Annotated in this window: 14 protein-coding genes; 1 reads left to right on the top strand and 13 read right to left on the bottom strand. The window is 63.0% G+C overall.

The features are described from left to right. Positions 1–1,010: 1,010 nt before the first annotated feature. From AC56KZ_RS12185 to AC56KZ_RS12130, 12 genes are all read right to left on the bottom strand, one after another. Positions 1,011–1,598, bottom strand: coding sequence for a flavodoxin (locus AC56KZ_RS12185; RefSeq protein ID WP_497162426.1), 588 nt, complete (start codon positions 1,596–1,598; stop codon positions 1,011–1,013). Between the two features lie 20 nt (positions 1,599–1,618). Then, a complete protein-coding gene (paoC, locus tag AC56KZ_RS12180) occupies positions 1,619–3,826 on the bottom strand; it encodes an aldehyde oxidoreductase molybdenum-binding subunit PaoC (RefSeq protein ID WP_497162425.1) in 2,208 nt (735 codons plus the stop codon). Between the two features lie 54 nt (positions 3,827–3,880). After that, a complete protein-coding gene (locus tag AC56KZ_RS12175; RefSeq protein ID WP_497162424.1) occupies positions 3,881–4,939 on the bottom strand; it encodes an NAD(P)-dependent alcohol dehydrogenase in 1,059 nt (352 codons plus the stop codon). Positions 4,940–4,985: 46 nt separating this feature from the next. Beyond that, complete coding sequence (locus tag AC56KZ_RS12170; RefSeq protein WP_497162423.1) at positions 4,986–5,432, bottom strand: carboxymuconolactone decarboxylase family protein; 447 nt, start codon at positions 5,430–5,432, stop codon at positions 4,986–4,988. 145 nt (positions 5,433–5,577) lie between these two features. Then, complete coding sequence (locus AC56KZ_RS12165) at positions 5,578–6,255, bottom strand: SDR family oxidoreductase (RefSeq protein WP_497162422.1); 678 nt, start codon at positions 6,253–6,255, stop codon at positions 5,578–5,580. 41 nt (positions 6,256–6,296) lie between these two features. Next, complete coding sequence (locus AC56KZ_RS12160; protein ID WP_497162421.1) at positions 6,297–6,650, bottom strand: hypothetical protein; 354 nt, start codon at positions 6,648–6,650, stop codon at positions 6,297–6,299. Positions 6,651–6,918: 268 nt separating this feature from the next. Further along, a complete protein-coding gene (locus AC56KZ_RS12155) occupies positions 6,919–8,697 on the bottom strand; it encodes a monovalent cation:proton antiporter-2 (CPA2) family protein (RefSeq protein WP_497162420.1) in 1,779 nt (592 codons plus the stop codon). Positions 8,698–8,819: 122 nt separating this feature from the next. Further along, complete coding sequence (locus AC56KZ_RS12150) at positions 8,820–9,029, bottom strand: hypothetical protein (RefSeq protein WP_497162419.1); 210 nt, start codon at positions 9,027–9,029, stop codon at positions 8,820–8,822. Then, positions 9,026–9,610 carry an NAD(P)H-binding protein gene (locus AC56KZ_RS12145; protein ID WP_497162418.1) on the bottom strand — a complete coding sequence of 195 codons (585 nt, stop codon included), beginning with the start codon at positions 9,608–9,610 and terminating at the stop codon, positions 9,026–9,028. The genes AC56KZ_RS12150 and AC56KZ_RS12145 overlap by 4 nt, the downstream gene beginning before the upstream one ends. Before the next feature lie 158 nt (positions 9,611–9,768). Next, positions 9,769–11,184, bottom strand: a complete 1,416-nt coding sequence (locus AC56KZ_RS12140) for an efflux transporter outer membrane subunit (protein ID WP_497162417.1) — start codon at positions 11,182–11,184, stop codon at positions 9,769–9,771. After that, complete coding sequence (locus AC56KZ_RS12135) at positions 11,184–14,360, bottom strand: efflux RND transporter permease subunit (protein WP_497162416.1); 3,177 nt, start codon at positions 14,358–14,360, stop codon at positions 11,184–11,186. Before AC56KZ_RS12135 ends, AC56KZ_RS12140 begins: the two co-directional genes overlap by 1 nt. A 109-nt stretch (positions 14,361–14,469) precedes the next feature. Continuing rightward, entirely contained in the window at positions 14,470–15,711 is a 1,242-nt protein-coding gene (locus AC56KZ_RS12130) for an efflux RND transporter periplasmic adaptor subunit (protein ID WP_497162415.1), read from the bottom strand. A 126-nt stretch (positions 15,712–15,837) separates the two neighbouring features. Here AC56KZ_RS12130 and AC56KZ_RS12125 point away from each other — a divergent pair, with 126 nt between their 5' ends. Next, positions 15,838–16,734, top strand: coding sequence for a LysR family transcriptional regulator (locus tag AC56KZ_RS12125; RefSeq protein ID WP_497162414.1), 897 nt, complete (start codon positions 15,838–15,840; stop codon positions 16,732–16,734). Between the two features lie 16 nt (positions 16,735–16,750). On the opposite strand, the gene AC56KZ_RS12120 is transcribed toward AC56KZ_RS12125, so the two are convergent. After that, complete coding sequence (locus AC56KZ_RS12120; protein ID WP_497162413.1) at positions 16,751–17,173, bottom strand: nuclear transport factor 2 family protein; 423 nt, start codon at positions 17,171–17,173, stop codon at positions 16,751–16,753. Positions 17,174–17,462 lie beyond the last annotated feature (289 nt).

The raw sequence follows: 17,462 nt of genomic DNA, 5'->3' as shown, positions 1-17,462 counted from the left end.
TTGAATTACATGTTCATGATGCACAGAGACATGGGGCCGAGGCGGACTAAGTACAAACCATACTCCACAATGGATTAGCGCCGTTATCAGAAAACCTGTAAGACCGGAGAGGCTCCCCCTTCGGCGTACGAGAGGATCGTGCACGTATTCCCTATCTAATTTCTTATCATCTCTTGCAACCACCCTGTCTATCCTTGGTATGCTTCAATGACTGCAATTGGCCTATTACGGTGAAAAAGTCGAGCAGCAACAATTTTGCAAGGTGCCAGATGGCCAATCATGCCCTGATCGTTTAATAGCGGGCGATTCTGGTCAGTCGAGACTGGTAGAATTTCTGTCCAGATAACAATGTATTCGGATTTTTTTCAACCCATCGGCCGAGAGCCGACGGCGGAATGGCTCAGTGTACGAGATTGTTGCATTCAGAGCAAGTAAGATGTTTTGTTAGGCACTCTCAATCTTCGTCCTCATACAGCTTCGCTCCAGTTGGCGGACGCACAAGTATATTCCCAATGTAGCTTCAAACGGTGGAGTTAGCATCAATATTGCCGCAAGACGGCAAAACATAAATAGGAAATTTTGAGCTACACCAGAGAAGAAAGGAACAGCTCGAGATCGGACGCGGAGCAGCTGCTGCACAAAGCTGAGTCAAGCAACTAGACGCAACGAGATACGGCACATGCTTGCGATGGGATTTTTTTTGTATAGATAAGCCAAGCGTATGGGCGAGCGATTCCGAAGTGCCTACCGCAGCGTGAACTGGCCTATCGAGTTCACTAGCTCTTGCACATTGCGAGCGCGCATGATCTATGAAGTCCCTACCAGCTAACAAATAAGTAACATCAGCGGGAATAGCAAACGGCGGTGAATTCGACACTGAGTAGGCAAATCATCGAATGTGAGCGTTCACCTGTACATAGCCACGTCACGTTGCCCTCCCAAGTACCGCCCATCTGTTAGCCACATGTCGAAGAGCTGCTACGGGCATTTTCTAAATCGGCGTCCTATTTTTAGGTCTCGCCAAGCCAGCGCGTAACGCGCTCGACCGTCCGCCGCTCCTGGTCCGCCTCCATGACCAGCGCAGCACTGCGCAATCGCGCTCCTGGCGCATGCGCAGCAAGGACTTTCTGGCTGTCACCGACGCCATAGCCGCCGTGCGTAATAAATGGAATCAGGGTCTTCCCCGCCAGGTTGTGTGAAGCGAGGAAAGAGCGGATGACAGGCGGCGCCGTTTCGCCCCAGATCGGAAACCCGAGGTAGACCACATCGTAGACGTCCAGGTTCGCCACCCTCCCCTTCAACACGGGCTTGAACCCGCTGTCGCGCTCACGCCGCGCCTGCTCGACCGTCTGGAAGTAATCCTCCGGATACGGTTTGGCGGGCTCGATCTCGAACACCGTGGCGCCCAGCGAGCGTCCGATCTGGCCGGCGATCACACGGGTATTCCCGCTACGCGAGAAATACGCGACGAGCACACGCGCGCCCTTGCGCTGGCTGGTATCGGTTGCGGCACCGAGGGGCGCTGCCACTATGGCAAGCGCAAGTGCTGTGCAAGGCCCCACGAACTGCCTGCGCGAGACGGAGTCGGGGGTGTCCATTGATTCTCCTGTGAGCGGCTTCAAGCCTGTACCGGCAAACGATCGAGCAGTTTGTCGAGCGTGATCGGATAATCGCGCACGCGGATGCCGGTGGCGTTGTAGACCGCGTTGGCAATCGCTGCGGGCACGCCGCTGATGCCGAGCTCCCCCACTCCCTTCGCCTTCAGCGGCCCTGCCGTCGGATCGGTTTCATCAAGAAAAATGACGTCCTGATGGGGGATGTCGGCGTGAACCGGCACTTCATAGCTGGCCAGGTCGTGGTTGACGAAAAAGCCGCCGCGCTTGTCGACCACCAGGTCTTCCATTAGCGCCGCCCCGGCGCCCATCGTCATGCCGCCGATGATCTGGCTGCGCGCAGCCAGCGGATTGATGATCCGCCCGGCGGCGCACACGGCCAGCATGCGCCGGACGCGGATTTCACCGGTTGCGGCATCGACCGCGACTTCGGCGAAATGGGCGCCGAAGGTCTGCTGCGAAAACCGCTTCGCCAAGTCGCCGTACTCCATCGCGTCTTCCGCCACCAGTTCGCCGGCAGTGACGGCATCGGTGAGCGGGCGGCTCAAGCCGCCGGCGCGCACGCGTCCCCCGGTGAATTCGATGTCGGCGGACGTGTAGCCAAGGCGCTGAGCGACCATCGCACGCAGTTTCATGCATACCGCGTACACCCCGGCGGTCGAGGACGCTGCGCCGAACTGGCCGCCGGAACCGGCCCCTTCGGGAAAGGCAGAGTCGCCAAGCCGGACGGTCACCCGGGCCAACGTGAGACCCATCATCTCGGCCGCCGTCTGGGCAATGATCGTATAACTGCCGGTGCCAATATCGGTCATGTCGGTTTCGACGGTGACGCTGCCGTCGCGCGCGAGCCGCACGCGCGCGGCCGACTTGATGACCGGCGCGCCCCGGATCGCGGCGGCTACGCCAATGCCGATCAGCCAGTCGCCCTCGCGTCGGCTGCCCGGACGGGCATTTCGCTTGTCCCAGCCAAAGCGGGCGGCGCCTGTTCGCAGGCACTCGACCAGCTGGCGCCGCGAGAACGGCGTTTCAGGCGCCTCAGGATCGACCTGGGTGTCGTTCAGGATGCGGAACTCGACGGGGTCGAGGCGAAGCTTTTCGGCCAGCTCGTCCATCGCGACTTCGAGCGCCATCATGCCGGGGGTTTCGCCCGGGGCGCGCATGGCGTTCCCCTCGGGCAGGTCAAGATGGGCCACGCGCAGGCGCGTCATGCGGTTGGCGCCGGCGTAGAGCAGGCGCGTCGGCACGGTCGCGCTTTCCGGCCGGTTGCCGAGGTTGCCCGACCAGCTTTCGTGACCGATGGCGGTGATGCGTCCCTCGCGCGTGGTCCCGATCCGGATGCGCTGGATGGTGGCGGGCCGGTGCGTGGTGTTGTTGAACATGAGATGGCGCTGCAACGCCACCTTCACGGGACGCCCGACCAGCTTCGCCGCAAGCGCCGCCAGCACGGCGTCCGACATGATCGAGCCCTTGCCACCGAAGCCGCCACCGATATAGGGCGATACGATGCGCACGCTCTCACGCGGGATGCCGAGCGTCTTCGAGATGTCGCGCATGCCCCAGCTCACCAGCTGGATCGAGGTCCACAGGGTCAGCTTGTCGCCCTTCCATGCGGCGATGGTCGCGTGCGGCTCCATCATGGCGTGGGAGTGGTCGGGCGTCGTATAAGTTTCGTCGAGGGTGACCGGCGCCGCGGCAAATGCGGCGTCGAAGTCGCCCAGCTTGGTGTCCATCACCGGACCGGGTTGCAGCGGCTGGGGAGCGGGCGCCGTGCCTTTGCTTGCTGCCAGGTCAAAGCTGCCCTTCGTGCGAACATAACTGACGCGCACCAGCTGCGCCGCGGCGCGGGCCCGCTCGAAGGTGTCGGCAACCACAATCGCCACGGCCTGGTGATAGTGGACGACTTCCGACCCGGCCAGGGCCGGCGCCACGTAAAAGTTGCCGATTCCGAGTTTCCCTGCGTTTTCAGACGTGACGATGCCCAGCACCCCCGGCGCCGACTTTGCCGCGTTGAGGTCGATCGACGCGATGCGCCCCTTGCCGATCGCCGCCCCCACCACATAGCCGTACACCGCCCCTGGCGCTGCCCTGGTCTGCTCATACGCATAGCGGGCGGTGCCCGTGGTCTTGAGGTTGCCTTCTACCCGCACGGTGGGTTTGCCGACAATTTTCAGCTGGTCGATGGGATTGCGCGTTGCCGGGGTATCGAACTTCATCGTGTTGTCATCCTCATCTCAAAGGGCGGCGCGGCTTGCACCGCGTCTGAATCCTTAGCCAACTGCGGGCGCCGGAAGGGACGCCATGTCGATCACGAAACGGTAGCGCACGTCGGCACGCTCCATCCGCTCGAAGGCCTCGTTAATCTGGTGCATGCCGATCATCTCGCACTCGGGCAGGATGTTTTTCTTCGCGCAGAAGTCGAGCATTTCCTGGGTTTCGCGGATGCCCCCGATGGGCGAACCCGCCACCCGGCGCCGTCCCAGCAGCAACGGGACCGTGCTAGGCTCCGCCAGCGGCCCCACCTGGCCGACCAGCACCAGCGTGCCGTCGATATCGAGCAGCGCCGTGTATGGGTTGATGTCGTGCTTGACCGGAACCGTGTCGATAATCAGGTCCATGCTCGATGCGGCCGCCGCCATGGCTGCCGTATCCGAGGAGGCCAGAAGCCGGCTTGCGCCGAGTTCGAGCGCATCGGCTTCCTTGTCCATTGTGCGGCTCATGACCGTCACGTCCGCACCAAGGCCGACTGCCAGTTTGACAGCCATGTGTCCGAGGCCGCCGAGACCGATCACGCCGACGCGGCTGCCGGGGCCGACATTCCAGGTGCGCAGCGGCGAATAGGTCGTGATGCCCGCGCACAGCAGTGGCGCCGCCTTGGCCAGGTCGAGGCCTTCGGGAATGCGCAGGCAGAACTCTTCGCGCACCACGATATGCTTCGAATAGCCGCCTTGCGTTTCTTCACCCGTAATGCGGTCTTTCCCGCAATAGGTGTTTGTCGCCGTTTCGCGGCAAAGCTGCTCTTCGCCTTTGCGGCATTGGTCACACTGCTGGCAGCTATCCACGATGCAACCGACTGCGACGTTGTCACCTGCCTTGTAGCGCTTTACCTGCGCGCCGACTGCCAGCACGCGGCCGACAATCTCATGCCCGGGGACGATCGGATAATAGCTCCAGCCCCAGTCGTTGCGCGCCGTGTGCAGGTCGGAGTGGCAGACCCCGCAGTAAAGGATTTCCATCGCAATATCGTTTGGGCGCAGTTCGCGGCGCTCGAATTCGTAGGGTGCCAGGGGTGCGGTGGTGTCGAATGCGGCGTAGCCAGTGGTTTTCATGTGATCTCCAATAGTGGGTCAATAGGAACGGCAGCTTTGGCGGGCATTATTTTTTCTGGAACACTTCCTTTGCCACGGTAATGGCCGTGACGCCGTTCGGCCAGCCGGAATAAAAGGTCAGGTGGGTAATGGCTTCGACCAGCTCGGCCTCGGTCACGCCATTGTCGCGTGCGCGCTGCAGGTGCGAGCGCAACTGGTCGGGGCGGTTCATGGCAACGAGCGCGCTGACCGTGATCAGGCTGCGGTCGCGTTTCGACAGGCCCGGCCGTTCCCACACGTCGCCGAAAAGGACAGTATCGGTAAGGTCGGCCAGCTTTGGCGCGATGTCGCCGAACATGCGTTGCGCGGTTGTCTGGGCCTGCGGCGCTTTCGCAGCAGCTGTAGTGGGCGTACGCGCAGCCTGGGGCTGCGACTGCGCCAGGGCCGGCGACATGGCCAGGCTGAAGACGGCGGCAATGGAAGCCAGTGCGAATTTGGTGTCCGATGTGTTCATGTGTCTGCCCTTTTAGGTAATGGAAGCCTGCCAACGTGTAGCGGCGGAGACGAATAGCCACTGTAACGACTAAGCGAGTATTTGATTAGGTGGGCCTGATGGCATGCACTTATGAGCTGATCTAATGAATCGTCCTGGGATCGGCTTACGCGTGCTGGGGCATTGGCCGGAACTGGATCTCATTTACCGCAAGGTCATTCGGCTGGTTGATGACGAATGCAAGGGCGCGCGCGAAAGACTCGGCGCAACTTTGGTCCAGCCCTTGTCCGCTTGGTGCGGGGGCTTGGGAGCTTTCAGAGGAGATCACTGTTGTACGGATATTGAACTTGCCAAACTCCTTGCGCAGCCCCTCCGACAGCGCAAGCACGGCGCGCATCGTGCCGCCGTGCGCCGCCCTGCCTCGAGGATCGTCCGACATCGTCGGAAAATTGATGATCTGCCCGAGACGCTGGCGCTGCATGTAAGGTAGTGCTGCCGAGACACCATATAGAATCCCCTGGAGATGGAGGTCGATATGCACTCCGAGCTCGCCTGCCTCCGGCGCCGCCACGTTATTGACGATCACATCCACGCGCCCGAAGGCGCTGACGGCAGCCGCCATCAAACCCTCGAGCTGCACGCTGTCGACCGCGTCGACGCCGACCGCAATCGATTTGCCGCCGTTCCAGCGCAACTCGTGCGCCAGTTCGCTGATACGCTCCATTTCAGCGCCGCCGAGGACGACGATCGCGCCCTCGCTCGACAAGTGGTGGGCGGCAGCAGCACCAAGCGGGCTGCCGGCATCGGCAATGACCACCACCTTGCCTGCAATATTGTTTTTCACATGGACCTCGCGTGTGGGTTGGGAACGGCTAAACGGACCTGTTACTTCCTACGATTTGAAGTGACGGCCATGTGCCGGCACAGATCGGTGTAGAAGTGCGCAGGACGCAGATGGACATCGGCCCAGGATGCCTCGTCCGCGGCCATGCCCTGAGATCCGCCAGTCGCGGCAATGCTGAGATCGGGCCGGGCCCGTTTAACTGCGGCACGCAGTTGTGCACCGTGTCTTCCGTTAAAAGTTGGCCCCATCACGACGACATCGATCTGGCGATTGCTTAACGCATCAACCGAGGTCTGAACGTCCGATGCAAGCGTGACTTCACAGTCGTAAATTTCATACAGCATCGCAATCGTTCGTGAACTCAACAGATTACTGTCCACGACCAGAATTTTCATCCGCATTGGCTCTTTCGTGTCCTTGTACTGTCACCTACTTTAAGCGCGCAGACGGCAGCCAACTAGACCTGTAAAACGGGATGCCTTTATGAGCAGGCCTGATGAATGAGCACCGGGTCGCTGACCGCTGCGAAGGCACAGGGCGACAGCAGCGCGCAGGCCGGGAGCCAGTCAGGCGCTTGCCAGCCTCGGCATGCGACGCGCGATTGCAGCAATGCCGCCATGCGCGGCCGAACATCGACAGGTGCGAGCAAGCGGTCGCGTTCCCTCAGGCTTTGCCTTCAGGAGGGTCGGCCGGCCCGGCAGTTCCGCTGAACAAGGTCCCCCCTGCGCCGATCCCGCCGACCAGTTCCATCTGCAGCCGCTCCGCGTCGCGTGAACGGTAGCCTTGCGCGATCTCTTCAATCTCTGCCGGGGTCGCGCCGAGTGCATCGAGGGCGGCGCTGCCAAGCATGACCGCCGACTCGAAGGTTTCCCGCACCTGGAAATCCACACCAGCCTGGATCAGCTCTACGCTGTGCACCCGGTCCCTGGACCGGGCCAGAACCGGCAGGTGCGCAAACTCACTCTTCAACAATTCGGTGATTTTTGTTCCATCCCCGGGCTTGTCGACGCACACCACCGCGATGCGTGCCTGGTCGGCGCCGGCTGCGTGCAGGATGTCGAGCCGTGTCCCGTCGCCGTAGTAGACCTTGAAATCGTATGCACGTGCGACGTCGATCATTTCCACGTCGGTGTCGATGATCGAGATCGTGTGCCCGCGCGCCAGCAGGATCTGACTGACGACCTGGCCCACGCGGCCAAACCCGATCACCAGCGCGGTACCAGTCAGGCCGGCGGGACGCTCGCGGCCCTGCGCCGAGGCACCGCGCCGGGCGCGTACAACGTTCAGGACGGTGCTTGCCAAGGGCGTGACTCCCATCGACAGAATGATGACAGCGGTGAGCACCGCGTTCTGCTCGGCGTTCACGATGCCGGCGCTCGCGGCGGCTGCATACAGCACGAACGCAAACTCGCCGCCCTGGGCCATGAATACCGCGCGGCTGACCGCTTCGTCGTGTGGCGAGCGGAATACGCGCGCGACGGCGTAGATCGCCAGCGCCTTGAGGCTCATGTAGACGCCGACGTAAAGGAGGATCGTTCGCCAGCTCGACGCGACTACCGCAAGGTCCAGCGACATGCCGACCGCGAGGAAGAACAGGCCCAGCAGCACACCGCGGAAAGGCTCCACGTCGGCCTCCAGCTGGTGCCGGTAGCGTGACTCGGAGAGCAGCACGCCGGCAATAAAGGCGCCCATCGCCATCGACAGGCCGGCACGTTCCATGGCGTAGGCCGCGCCGAGCACGACCAGCAGTGCCGCGGCGGTCATCACTTCACGTGCACGCGCGTTCGCGAGCAAGCCAAACAGCGGGTTCAGGAGGTGGCGGCCCGCAAAGATCAGGCCGGCAATGGCGGCTATGGCGATCGCAACGGCCGCGAGGTCGAAGCCCGTATCAGCCGCCGCCGACCCGGGTGCAATCGGGGCCAGGAATGCGACCAGCGCCAGCAGCGGAACAATCGCAAGATCCTCGAACAACAGGACCGAAACAATGCGCTGACCGCCGGCGGAGCCGAGCTCACCGCGCTCTTCGAGCATCTGCATCACGATCGCCGTCGAGGTCAGGACAAAGCCGGTGCCGGCGACGAAGGCCGTCACAAGCGGCAAGCCAAGGGCCACGCCCACGCTTGTCAGCAACAGCGTGCACACCAGCACCTGAAGCAGGCCCAGTCCGAAAATCTGGCGCCGCATCCCCCACAGCCGCGACGGATGCATTTCAAGCCCGACAATAAAGAGGAAGAGCACAACGCCCAGCTCCGCCACATGCAGGATCGCTGCGGGGTCGGCGAAGACGCGCAGGCCGAAGGGGCCGATGACGATTCCCCCGGCCAGGTAGCCGAGCACCGAACCCAGGCCGAGCCGCTTGAACAGCGGCGCCCCAATGACTGCCGCTGCCAACAGCGTGATGATGGGCAGCAGGTCGACGCCTGCGGTATGGGGAACGTTCATGCAGCGCTGCCTCCTTTATTTTGTGCGAAACAGGCTACAGCCATGCTGGCACCGTGACAACTGCGGCCTGGACACATGCCCTCATGAAGAAAGCTCATGAATACCGAGAGCACACAGGCTGCTTATAACAAGCCAAGCGCCATGAAGTGCAGCCCGAGATCCGTTTCCGCCAGCACCATCAGGATGACTGCGGTGCTCAGCACGCTTGCCACCCAGGCGAGCAGCAGGAGACGCACCTGGCGGCGTTGCGCAGGGCTTAAGGTGATTGCCGTCAACGGTGCAGGCCTGTCGCAAACATCGATGCAGCCACCTGCAGTGCGCGGCAGCATCATCCGCGGCTCACGCCGAGGCTGTGCCGCACCTCCAGCGTCGGCGACATGACCAGTTTGGTAATCAGGTCCGATAGGCTGTCGAGCGATACGTCGTGGCCGCGGAACGGTTCGCCTTTTTGCGTGATCTTGTAGTCGATCTGCTGTTGCTGGGTGAACCAGCCGGGGCGAAGGATGGTGTAGTCGAGATCGGAGGCCTCGACGATGGCTGCGGAGTCGCGGTAGGGATCGAGCACGCTACCGTAGGCTTCGCCGGGTACTTCACCGTAGATACCCATCGAGCTGATGAAGATCAGGCGCTTCAAGCCGCACGACTTCATCGCCTCGACGATGACGCCTGCCTGCTGCGCCATCTGGCCGGCCAGGTTGGCGTAGACGACGTCCTGCGCCGCCATGGCAAGCGCCAGCGTCGCCCGGTCGAGCACATCGCCTTCGATAATCGTGACCCGCGCAGGGTCCGGATTACGCAGGCGGTCGGCGCGGCGCAGGTAGAGCGTCAGGTGCGCATCGGTGCGCTCGAGCAGGAATTTGGTGGTGTTGCGCGCCAGCTGGCCGTTGGCGCCGAGAATGAGTACGTTCGTCATGGTTGTCTCCGAGTTTCACGCGGCAGGGAAATCCCCTGCTAACCCCGCCACGATATCTTGGAAGACCCGGCTTGATTAGCCGGTTGACATCGCATGAACCTATTATCCGTGCTTATTAATCGGTGTGAACTACACCCGGATCAACCTCGACCGTCGCCTTACCAGCCCCCGCCCAGCGCGCGGATCAGCGCTACCGTGGTGGTTGCACGCGCGCCGCGCAACTGTACCGCCGTGCGCTCGGCGTTGGCCAAGTTGCGCTGCGCGTCCAGAAGTTCAAGGTAGCTCGTCCGTCCCGACCGATACAGCTTGTCGGCCAGCTCCGCGCTGCGCCGCGCCGAGGCGGCCGCGCTTTCGATCGCCTCGGACTGGCCACCCAGGGTTCGCAGGCCAACCAGGTTGTCCTCCACTTCCCCGAACGCGCCAAGCACCTGCTGCCGGTAATTTGCGACCGCTTCGTCCAGGGCCGCTTCGCTGCGCAGCACGTTATTGCGCCCGCGCCCGCCGTCGATCAGGGGCAGCGACATGACAGCGCCCACCAGCCAGGTGCGGCTGCTCCACCGGAACACATCGGAAAGATCCGCCGACTCGCCGCCGCCGGCGCCGGTCAGGGCCAGCACGGGAAAGCGCGCGGCCCGGGCGACGCCGATACGGGCGTTGGCCGCGATCATGGCACGCTGCGCCGCTGCGATATCGGGACGGCGCTCGAGGAGCGCCGAAGGCAGGCCGGCCGGGATCGCGGGAAGCATGCTCGACGCGAGCATTGGGTTGCCCGGCACGCTGAAGGCTGCAGGGGGCTTGCCGAGCAGGATCGCGAGAGCATGCTCGAGCTGGGCGCGCTGGCGTTCCAGCCCGATGGCTTCCGACTGGGTGATGCCCAGTTCGGTCTTCGCACGCGCCAGGTCGAGTTCGCCAATATCGCCCAGCTCGAAGCGGCGCGCATTGATGCGCACGTTTTCCTCGCGCAGCCGCACCGTCTGGTTCAACAGGTCGAGTTCGGCGTCGGCGGCGCGCAGCCGGAAATAGGTCTGCGCTACGTCCGCCTGCAAGGCCAGCAACACCGAGTTGAAGGTGGCGGCGCTCCCCTGCGCGTCCGCCTGCGCCGCGCTGACATTGCTGGCCACGCGTCCAAACAGGTCGACCTCGTAGCGAGCGCTGAGCGCGGCCTGGAACAGGCTGGCCGAACCCACGGGAGAACCGGCTGGCTGGCCCAGCGCCGCATTCGACCCGGCGCCGCGCTGCGCGCCTGCGCCGATTCCCACCTGTGGAATGCGGTCAGCCTGGGCAATGCCCGCAAGCGCACGCGCCTGCTTTACCCGTGCCGAGGCTGCGGCGAGATCCTGATTCGCAGCCGCTGCTTCATCGACCAGCGCATCCAAGGCAGGGTCGTTGAATGCCTTCCACCACGTGCCGCGCGCTTGGGCTTCGGCCGGCTCGGCCGGTTTCCATTTTCCATCGGCAGACACTTCCTTGAATGCGCCTGGCACCTCGACCGCAGGCTGCTGGAAGGCCGGCGCCGCGCATCCGGCAAGTACCAGTGCGGCCAGCAGCGGGGTCAGTTTCTTGAGCTTGAACATTAATGTACTCCTTCGGGCTGGGCCAGTTTGACGGCCACTTTCTTCGTTTCGAAACGCTTTGCGGACGTGCGCAGCAGCACATAGAACACGGGTGTCAGGAACAGCCCGAACAGCGTCACCCCGAGCATGCCGGCGAAGACGGCGACGCCCATCGCACTGCGCATCTCGGCGCCGGCCCCGCTGGAGAACACCAGCGGCGTGACACCCAGGATGAAGGCGATCGAGGTCATCAGGATCGGACGCAGGCGCTGGCGGCAGGCCTCCAGGGCTGCCTCGACGATGCCGCGCCCATGGTCCTCGAGCTCCCGGGCGAATTCGACGATCAGGATCGAGTTCTTCGAGGCCAGTCCCACCAGTACGAACAGCGCGATCTGCGTAAAGATGTTGTTGTCGCCACCGGTCAGCTTGACGCCGATTAGCGCGCACAGGATCGACATCGGCACGATCAGGATCACGGCCAGCGGCAGCGTCCAGCTTTCGTATTGCGCGGCCAGTACCAGGAACACGAGCAGCACGCACAGCGGGAACACGATGAGCATCGTATTGCCTGCCATCGTCTCCTGATAGGTCAGGTCGGTCCATTCCCAGGCTATCCCCTTCGGCAACACCTCGGTGGCGATGCGTTCCATCGCGGCTTGCGCCTGTCCGCTCGACACGCCCGCTGCAGCCGCGCCATTGATGTCGGCCGAAAGGTAGGCGTTATAGCGCTGCACGCGGTCCGGGCCATGGCTGTCGGACACCCGCATCAAGGACGACAGCGGAATCATCTCGCCACTGTCGCTCCTCACCTTCAGCTGCGCGATGTCCTGCGCCTGCGAGCGGAACTTGGCATCGGCTTGCACCTTTACCTGGTAAGTGCGGCCGAACTGGTTGAAGTCGTTCACGTACATCGAGCCGAGGTTGATCTGCAGGGTCTGGTTGATGCTTGCCAGGGGCACGCCAAGCTGCTTGGCCTTGGTGCGGTCGACGTCCGCGTACAGTTGCGGCACGTTGATCTGGTAACTCGAGAACACGTTGGCCAGCTCCGGCGTCTGTGCGGCCTTGGCCTGCAGGGCAAGTACCGCCTTGTTCAGCGCTTCGTAGCCCAGGTTGCCCCGGTCTTCGATCATCATCTTGAAACCGCCTGTGGTGCCCAGGCCGAGCACTGGCGGCGGCGGGAACACCATGACGGTCGCGTCTTGCATGCCGGCCAGCTTGCCGTTGATCTGCTGCGCGATCGCGGCGCCCGACTTGTCGCTTGACGTGCGCTTGTCGAACGGGTCGAGCATGATGAACACGAGTCCGGCGTTCGGGGCATTCGTAAAGCCGTGGATGGATTGGCCGGGGAAAGCCATCGTGTCCTTGACGCCGGGGACCGACTTGGCGAGATCGGACACGTTGCGAATCACCGCTTCGGTACGGTCGAGCGATGCGGCATCCGGCAACTGGGCAAAGCCGATCAAGTATTGCTTGTCCTGGGCCGGGATGAAACCGCTCGGGACCGCCTTGAACATGAACACCGCGGCGACCACCAGCACGGCATAGACCACCAAGGACGCCGATTTACGCGCCAGGACGCCCTTCACGCCACCTTCGTACCTGCTGGAAGCCCGCTCGAAGCTGCGGTTGAACCAGCCGAAGAAGCGGCCGAACAGGCGGTCCATGACACGCGTTACCACATCCTTCGGCGCATCATGCGGTTTCAGGAGGACGGCAGCCAGCGCCGGCGACAGGGTCAGCGAGTTGAAGGCCGAGATCACCGTCGAAATGGCGATGGTCAGTGCAAACTGGCGGTAGAACTGGCCCGCAAGACCGGACACGAAAGCAATCGGCACGAACACGGCGCAGAGGACCAGTGCAATCGCGATGATCGGGCCCGTGACCTCTTTCATCGCCTGCACCGTGGCGTCGCGCGGCGACAAGCCCTTCGCGATATTGCGCTCGACATTCTCGACGACCACGATGGCGTCATCGACGACGATACCGATCGCCAGCACCAGGCCGAACAAGGACAGGGTATTGATCGAGAACCCGAAGGCCATCAGCACCGCAAAGGTGCCGACGATCGACACGGGTACGGCGATCAGCGGAATGATCGAAGCGCGCCAGCTTTGCAGGAACACGATCACGACCAGGACCACCAGTGCGACCGCTTCCAGCAGGGTAATGATGACCGCGCTGATGGATTCGCGCACGAACTGCGGCGGATCGTAGACGACGCTGTAATCGACGCCTTCCGGGAATTCCTGCTTCAGGCGTTCCATGGTGGCGCGCACATCGGTCGAGAGCTGCAGCGAGTTGGCGTTCGGCGCCTCGAAGATCGCCAGCGCGGCGGCCGACTTGTTGTTCAGGAGAGAACGGAGCGCGTAATCGCTCGCGCCCAGCTCGATACGGGCCACGTCTTTCAGGAGCGTGACGGCGCCATCGGTACCGGTACGGACGATGATCTTGCCAAAGTCTTCTTGGGTCTGCAGGCGGCCCTGGGTATTTACCGACAGCTGGAACTCCGCATTCTTCGACGGCCCGGAGCCGACCGAACCGGCGGCGACCTGCACGTTCTGCTCGCGGATGGCGCTCACGATGTCGCTGGCGTTCATGCCGCGTGCGGCCACCCTTTGCGGATCGATCCAGACGCGCATCGCATAGTCGCCGCCGCCGAACATGAGCACTTCGCCCATGCCGGGAATGCGCGCCAGCTGGTCTTTCACGTTCAAAACCGCGTAATTACGCAGGTAGGTATCGTCATAGCGGCCGTTCGGCGAGGACAGGTGGACAATCATCGTCAGCGCCGGCGAGCTCTTGGCCGTCGTCACACCGATCTGGCGTACCTCTTCCGGCAGGCGCGGCAGCGCGCGCTGCACGCGGCTCTGCACCTGGCTTTCGGCGCGGTCGACGTCGGTGCCGATCTTGAAGGTCACGGTCAGCGAGAGCGCGCCGTCAGACGTGTTTTGCGAGGTCATGTACAGCATGTTCTCGACGCCGTTGATCTGTTCTTCGATCGGGGCAGCGACAGTTTCGGCGATCACCTTCGGATTGGCGCCAGGGTATTGGGCGCGCACCACGACCGAGGGAGGCACGACTTCCGGATACTCGGAAACCGGCAGCGCGAAGATCGCGAGCGCACCGGCTACGAAAATGATGACGGACAGGACGGCCGCGAAGATGGGCCGGTCAATAAAAAACTTTGGAAAATTCATGGTGTTCTCTCAAAAATGAGCGAGCGCTTCCCGCCCTGCCCCGCTTCGGGCAGGCGCTTTGGCGGCCAGACGGCCGCCGGTTCGGGATGCGGGATGCGGTGGCCAGTCCTCAGGACTGCTTGCCCGCGCTGGTGTCGGCGTCGCTGGCGGCGTCGCTGGCGGCCTCAGCGGCTTTCAGCGCCTGCGGATCCGGCTTCGGCGCATTGCGCGCTGCCAGGCCGGCGTCCATCGGTACGGTCTGCGCAGTCACAGGCTGGCCCGGCCGCACTTGCTGCAGGCCGTTGACGACGATGCGTTCGCCGACGCGCAGGCCCTGGCGCACCACGCGCATGCCATCGATCACCGGTCCGAGGCGTACAGCGCGGTAGAGCGCCGTTCCCTCGGGCGTGACGACATACACGAACTTGCGGTCCTGGTCGGTGCCGATCGCACGGTCCGCGACCAGCAATGCAGGCTGGCCGGCGCCGGCCGGGGCCAGTTGCACCCGCGCGAACAGGCCGGGCGCGAGCGTGTTGTCCGCGTTCTTGAACACGGCGCGCATGCGCACGCTGCCTGTGGCCGGGTCGAGGCGGTTGTCGACGAATTCCAGCTCGCCGGCGTGCGGGAAGCCCTCCTCGTTGGCCAGGCCCACGCGGACCGGAATCCGCTTGCCGCTGCGCGACTGGCTGCCGACGCGCAGGAAGGTGTCTTCATCACCATCGAAGCTGGCGTAGACCTCGTCGTCGGAGACTACCGAAGTCAGCATCGCAGTACTGTCCACCAGGTTACCGAGCGTGACCTCGGCCTTGCTGGCGCGGCCGTCGATGGGCGACTGCACGCGGGTGAAGCCGAGATTGAGCCGCGCGGCTTCGAACGCCGACTGCGCCGCCCGCGCAGTCGCGTCGAGCTCCTTGAAGCTCGATGCCAGTTCGTCGACTTCGCGCTGGGCGATCGCCTTGTCCGCGACCAGCTTTTCCGCACGTACCAGCTCCAGTTGAGCCAGGTCGGCCCTGGAGCGCGCTGCGCGGGCAACTGCCTCGGTCCGGTTCGCCTCGGCCTGGTAGGGACGCGGATCGATCACGAACAGCACATCGCCTTTCTTCACGAGTGCGCCCGGCTTGAAGTTGACCGCGCTGATGAAGCCCGAAACGCGCGTGCGGATTTCGACGCGCTCGACGGCCTCGATCCGACCCGAGAATTCCTGCGCCTCGACCACTGGACGCTCTACGACCGCGGCAGCGGTAATGGCAGGACCGGCAGCCGCCGGTGCGGCGGCCTGCGCGGACGGCTTCGAGCACCCTGACAGTGCCAGTGCGGCAAGGCTGCTGAGTGCAAAGCCGGCGGCGGCGAGCATGGGTTTGGTACGATGCATGACTGGATCCTCTCTTGTTTCGGATTGCCGGGACCGAGTCCCGTCTACAAGGAAGCAGGTTAGCAGCGCAAGACCTCATTGATTAGAGGCTATAATCGGCATGTACCTATTAGCGAGGTTAATGAAATGGCGCGCGAAGACTACAGTGACATCCTCGGCTTCATCGCCGTTGCCCGTGCGGGAAGCTTTACACGCGCAGCGGCCCAGCTTGGCGTATCGCAGTCGGCATTAAGCCAGTCGGTACGGGGGCTTGAAGAGCGGCTCGGCCTGCGCCTGCTTACCCGGACAACGCGCAAGGTTTCCGCTACCGAAGCGGGCGAGCGCCTGCTGTCGACCGTGGCGCCCCGTTTCGAAGAGATCGAAATCGAGCTCGCCATTCTGAGCGAGTTGCGCGACAAGCCGGCAGGCACGGTCCGTATCACGACAGCCGATCATGCGGCCGACGCCATCCTGCTGCCGAAACTGGCGCCGCTGCTGCGCGAGTATCCGGATCTGCACATCGAAATCGATACGAACTACGGCATGGTCGACATCGTCGAGAACCGGTTCGACGCCGGGGTACGCCTGGGTGAGCAGGTTGCAAAGGACATGATCGCCATGCGCATCGGGCCCGACACGAGGATGGTCGTCGTGGGCGCGCCAGCCTACCTTGCGGGTCGCTCCGTGCCCTCGACTCCACAAGAGCTGACCGATCACATCTGCATCAACCTGCGTTTGCCGACCCTGGGGGGCCTGTACACCTGGGAGTTCGAAAAAGACCAGCAGAAACTCAACGTACGCGTCGAGGGGCAACTGGTCCTGAACGGGATCAATCAGATTGTCGAAGCTGCGGTAGCAGGATTGGGCCTGGCCACCATGCTGGAGGATGTCGTTGCCCCTTATATTTCCGATGGACGGCTGGTCCAGGTGCTTGACGACTGGTGCCCTCCATTCCCGGGATATCACCTGTACTATCCAAGCCGCCGCCAGCCCTCGCCTGCGTTTGCGCTTGTGCTCGACGCCCTGCGCTACAAGCGGAGTTGATTCCAGCGCGAGCAGGTCAAAAGCTGTGATAGCGGGTCGATGCGATTTTCCAGCTGTCGCCGTGGCGGTTGAGAACCATGGAAAATTTCAGTCGCCAGGGTGCGTGCATGCCGCTGATCGTCGCATTGAAAATGCCTTTTCCTTCCACGACCGCAGTCTTGCCGGTGACGTGAATTGATAGCGCCGCCTGATCGACATCGATCCGGTGATAATTGTATTCTCCACTGCGCACTACCCCGAACCATTCATTCTTTGGCTGGACATAGCCGGTGATGTGTCCAAGCGTAAAACCAGCGTCGAGCAACCGGTCGAGCCGATCGATCCGCGCGTCCACCATGGCCGCATGGTAGGCATTGACGGTGTCGAGGATCGCCGGGGATTCTGCGTCGGGCGCCATTCCATTCATACCCAGGGCAACGATCGCCGAGATCAGCATCATGCCGTCGACTCCCCTGGCAACACGTACTTGCCGGCCTCGAGTCGGCTGGCCTCTGGCGCACGCGCACTGGGCTCAGCGATGACATGGCTTGCGGTGTTCGCCGGGCCTGGACTAGCCGGCGGAGTCGACCTGCGTGCCGTCTCGTCGCAGCCTGCCAGCATTACCAACACCAGCACACTCAGCACCAAGCTGCCACGGGCAGAACCGGGTTTCATTGGATGCATATTCATTCTCCTGTAGTCGGCCTCGGGGTAGTTCTTGAGGTAAGGAGAACGATATCAAGTTCGGA

It is taken from the genome of Telluria sp. LT2P34 (assembly GCF_059685915.1).
Note: the sequence above shows the minus strand (reverse complement) of the source record. Positions and strands in the feature narration are given on the sequence as shown.

Bases quoted from the DNA above. Each gene is read 5' to 3' on its own strand.
- AC56KZ_RS12150 (WP_497162419.1), bottom strand. From the start codon at position 9,029: ATGATGCTGCCGCGCACTGCAGGTGGCTGCATCGATGTTTGCGACAGG.
- AC56KZ_RS12140 (WP_497162417.1), bottom strand. From the start codon at position 11,184: ATGTTCAAGCTCAAGAAACTGACCCCGCTGCTGGCCGCACTGGTACTT.
- AC56KZ_RS12170 (WP_497162423.1), bottom strand. From the start codon at position 5,432: ATGAACACATCGGACACCAAATTCGCACTGGCTTCCATTGCCGCCGTC.
- paoC (WP_497162425.1), bottom strand. From the start codon at position 3,826: ATGAAGTTCGATACCCCGGCAACGCGCAATCCCATCGACCAGCTGAAA.
- AC56KZ_RS12125 (WP_497162414.1), top strand. From the start codon at position 15,838: ATGGCGCGCGAAGACTACAGTGACATCCTCGGCTTCATCGCCGTTGCC.
- AC56KZ_RS12155 (WP_497162420.1), bottom strand. From the start codon at position 8,697: ATGAACGTTCCCCATACCGCAGGCGTCGACCTGCTGCCCATCATCACG.
- AC56KZ_RS12130 (WP_497162415.1), bottom strand. From the start codon at position 15,711: ATGCATCGTACCAAACCCATGCTCGCCGCCGCCGGCTTTGCACTCAGC.
- AC56KZ_RS12120 (WP_497162413.1), bottom strand. From the start codon at position 17,173: ATGATGCTGATCTCGGCGATCGTTGCCCTGGGTATGAATGGAATGGCG.
- AC56KZ_RS12145 (WP_497162418.1), bottom strand. From the start codon at position 9,610: ATGACGAACGTACTCATTCTCGGCGCCAACGGCCAGCTGGCGCGCAAC.
- AC56KZ_RS12185 (WP_497162426.1), bottom strand. From the start codon at position 1,598: ATGGACACCCCCGACTCCGTCTCGCGCAGGCAGTTCGTGGGGCCTTGC.
- AC56KZ_RS12135 (WP_497162416.1), bottom strand. From the start codon at position 14,360: ATGAATTTTCCAAAGTTTTTTATTGACCGGCCCATCTTCGCGGCCGTC.
- AC56KZ_RS12160 (WP_497162421.1), bottom strand. From the start codon at position 6,650: ATGAAAATTCTGGTCGTGGACAGTAATCTGTTGAGTTCACGAACGATT.
- AC56KZ_RS12175 (WP_497162424.1), bottom strand. From the start codon at position 4,939: ATGAAAACCACTGGCTACGCCGCATTCGACACCACCGCACCCCTGGCA.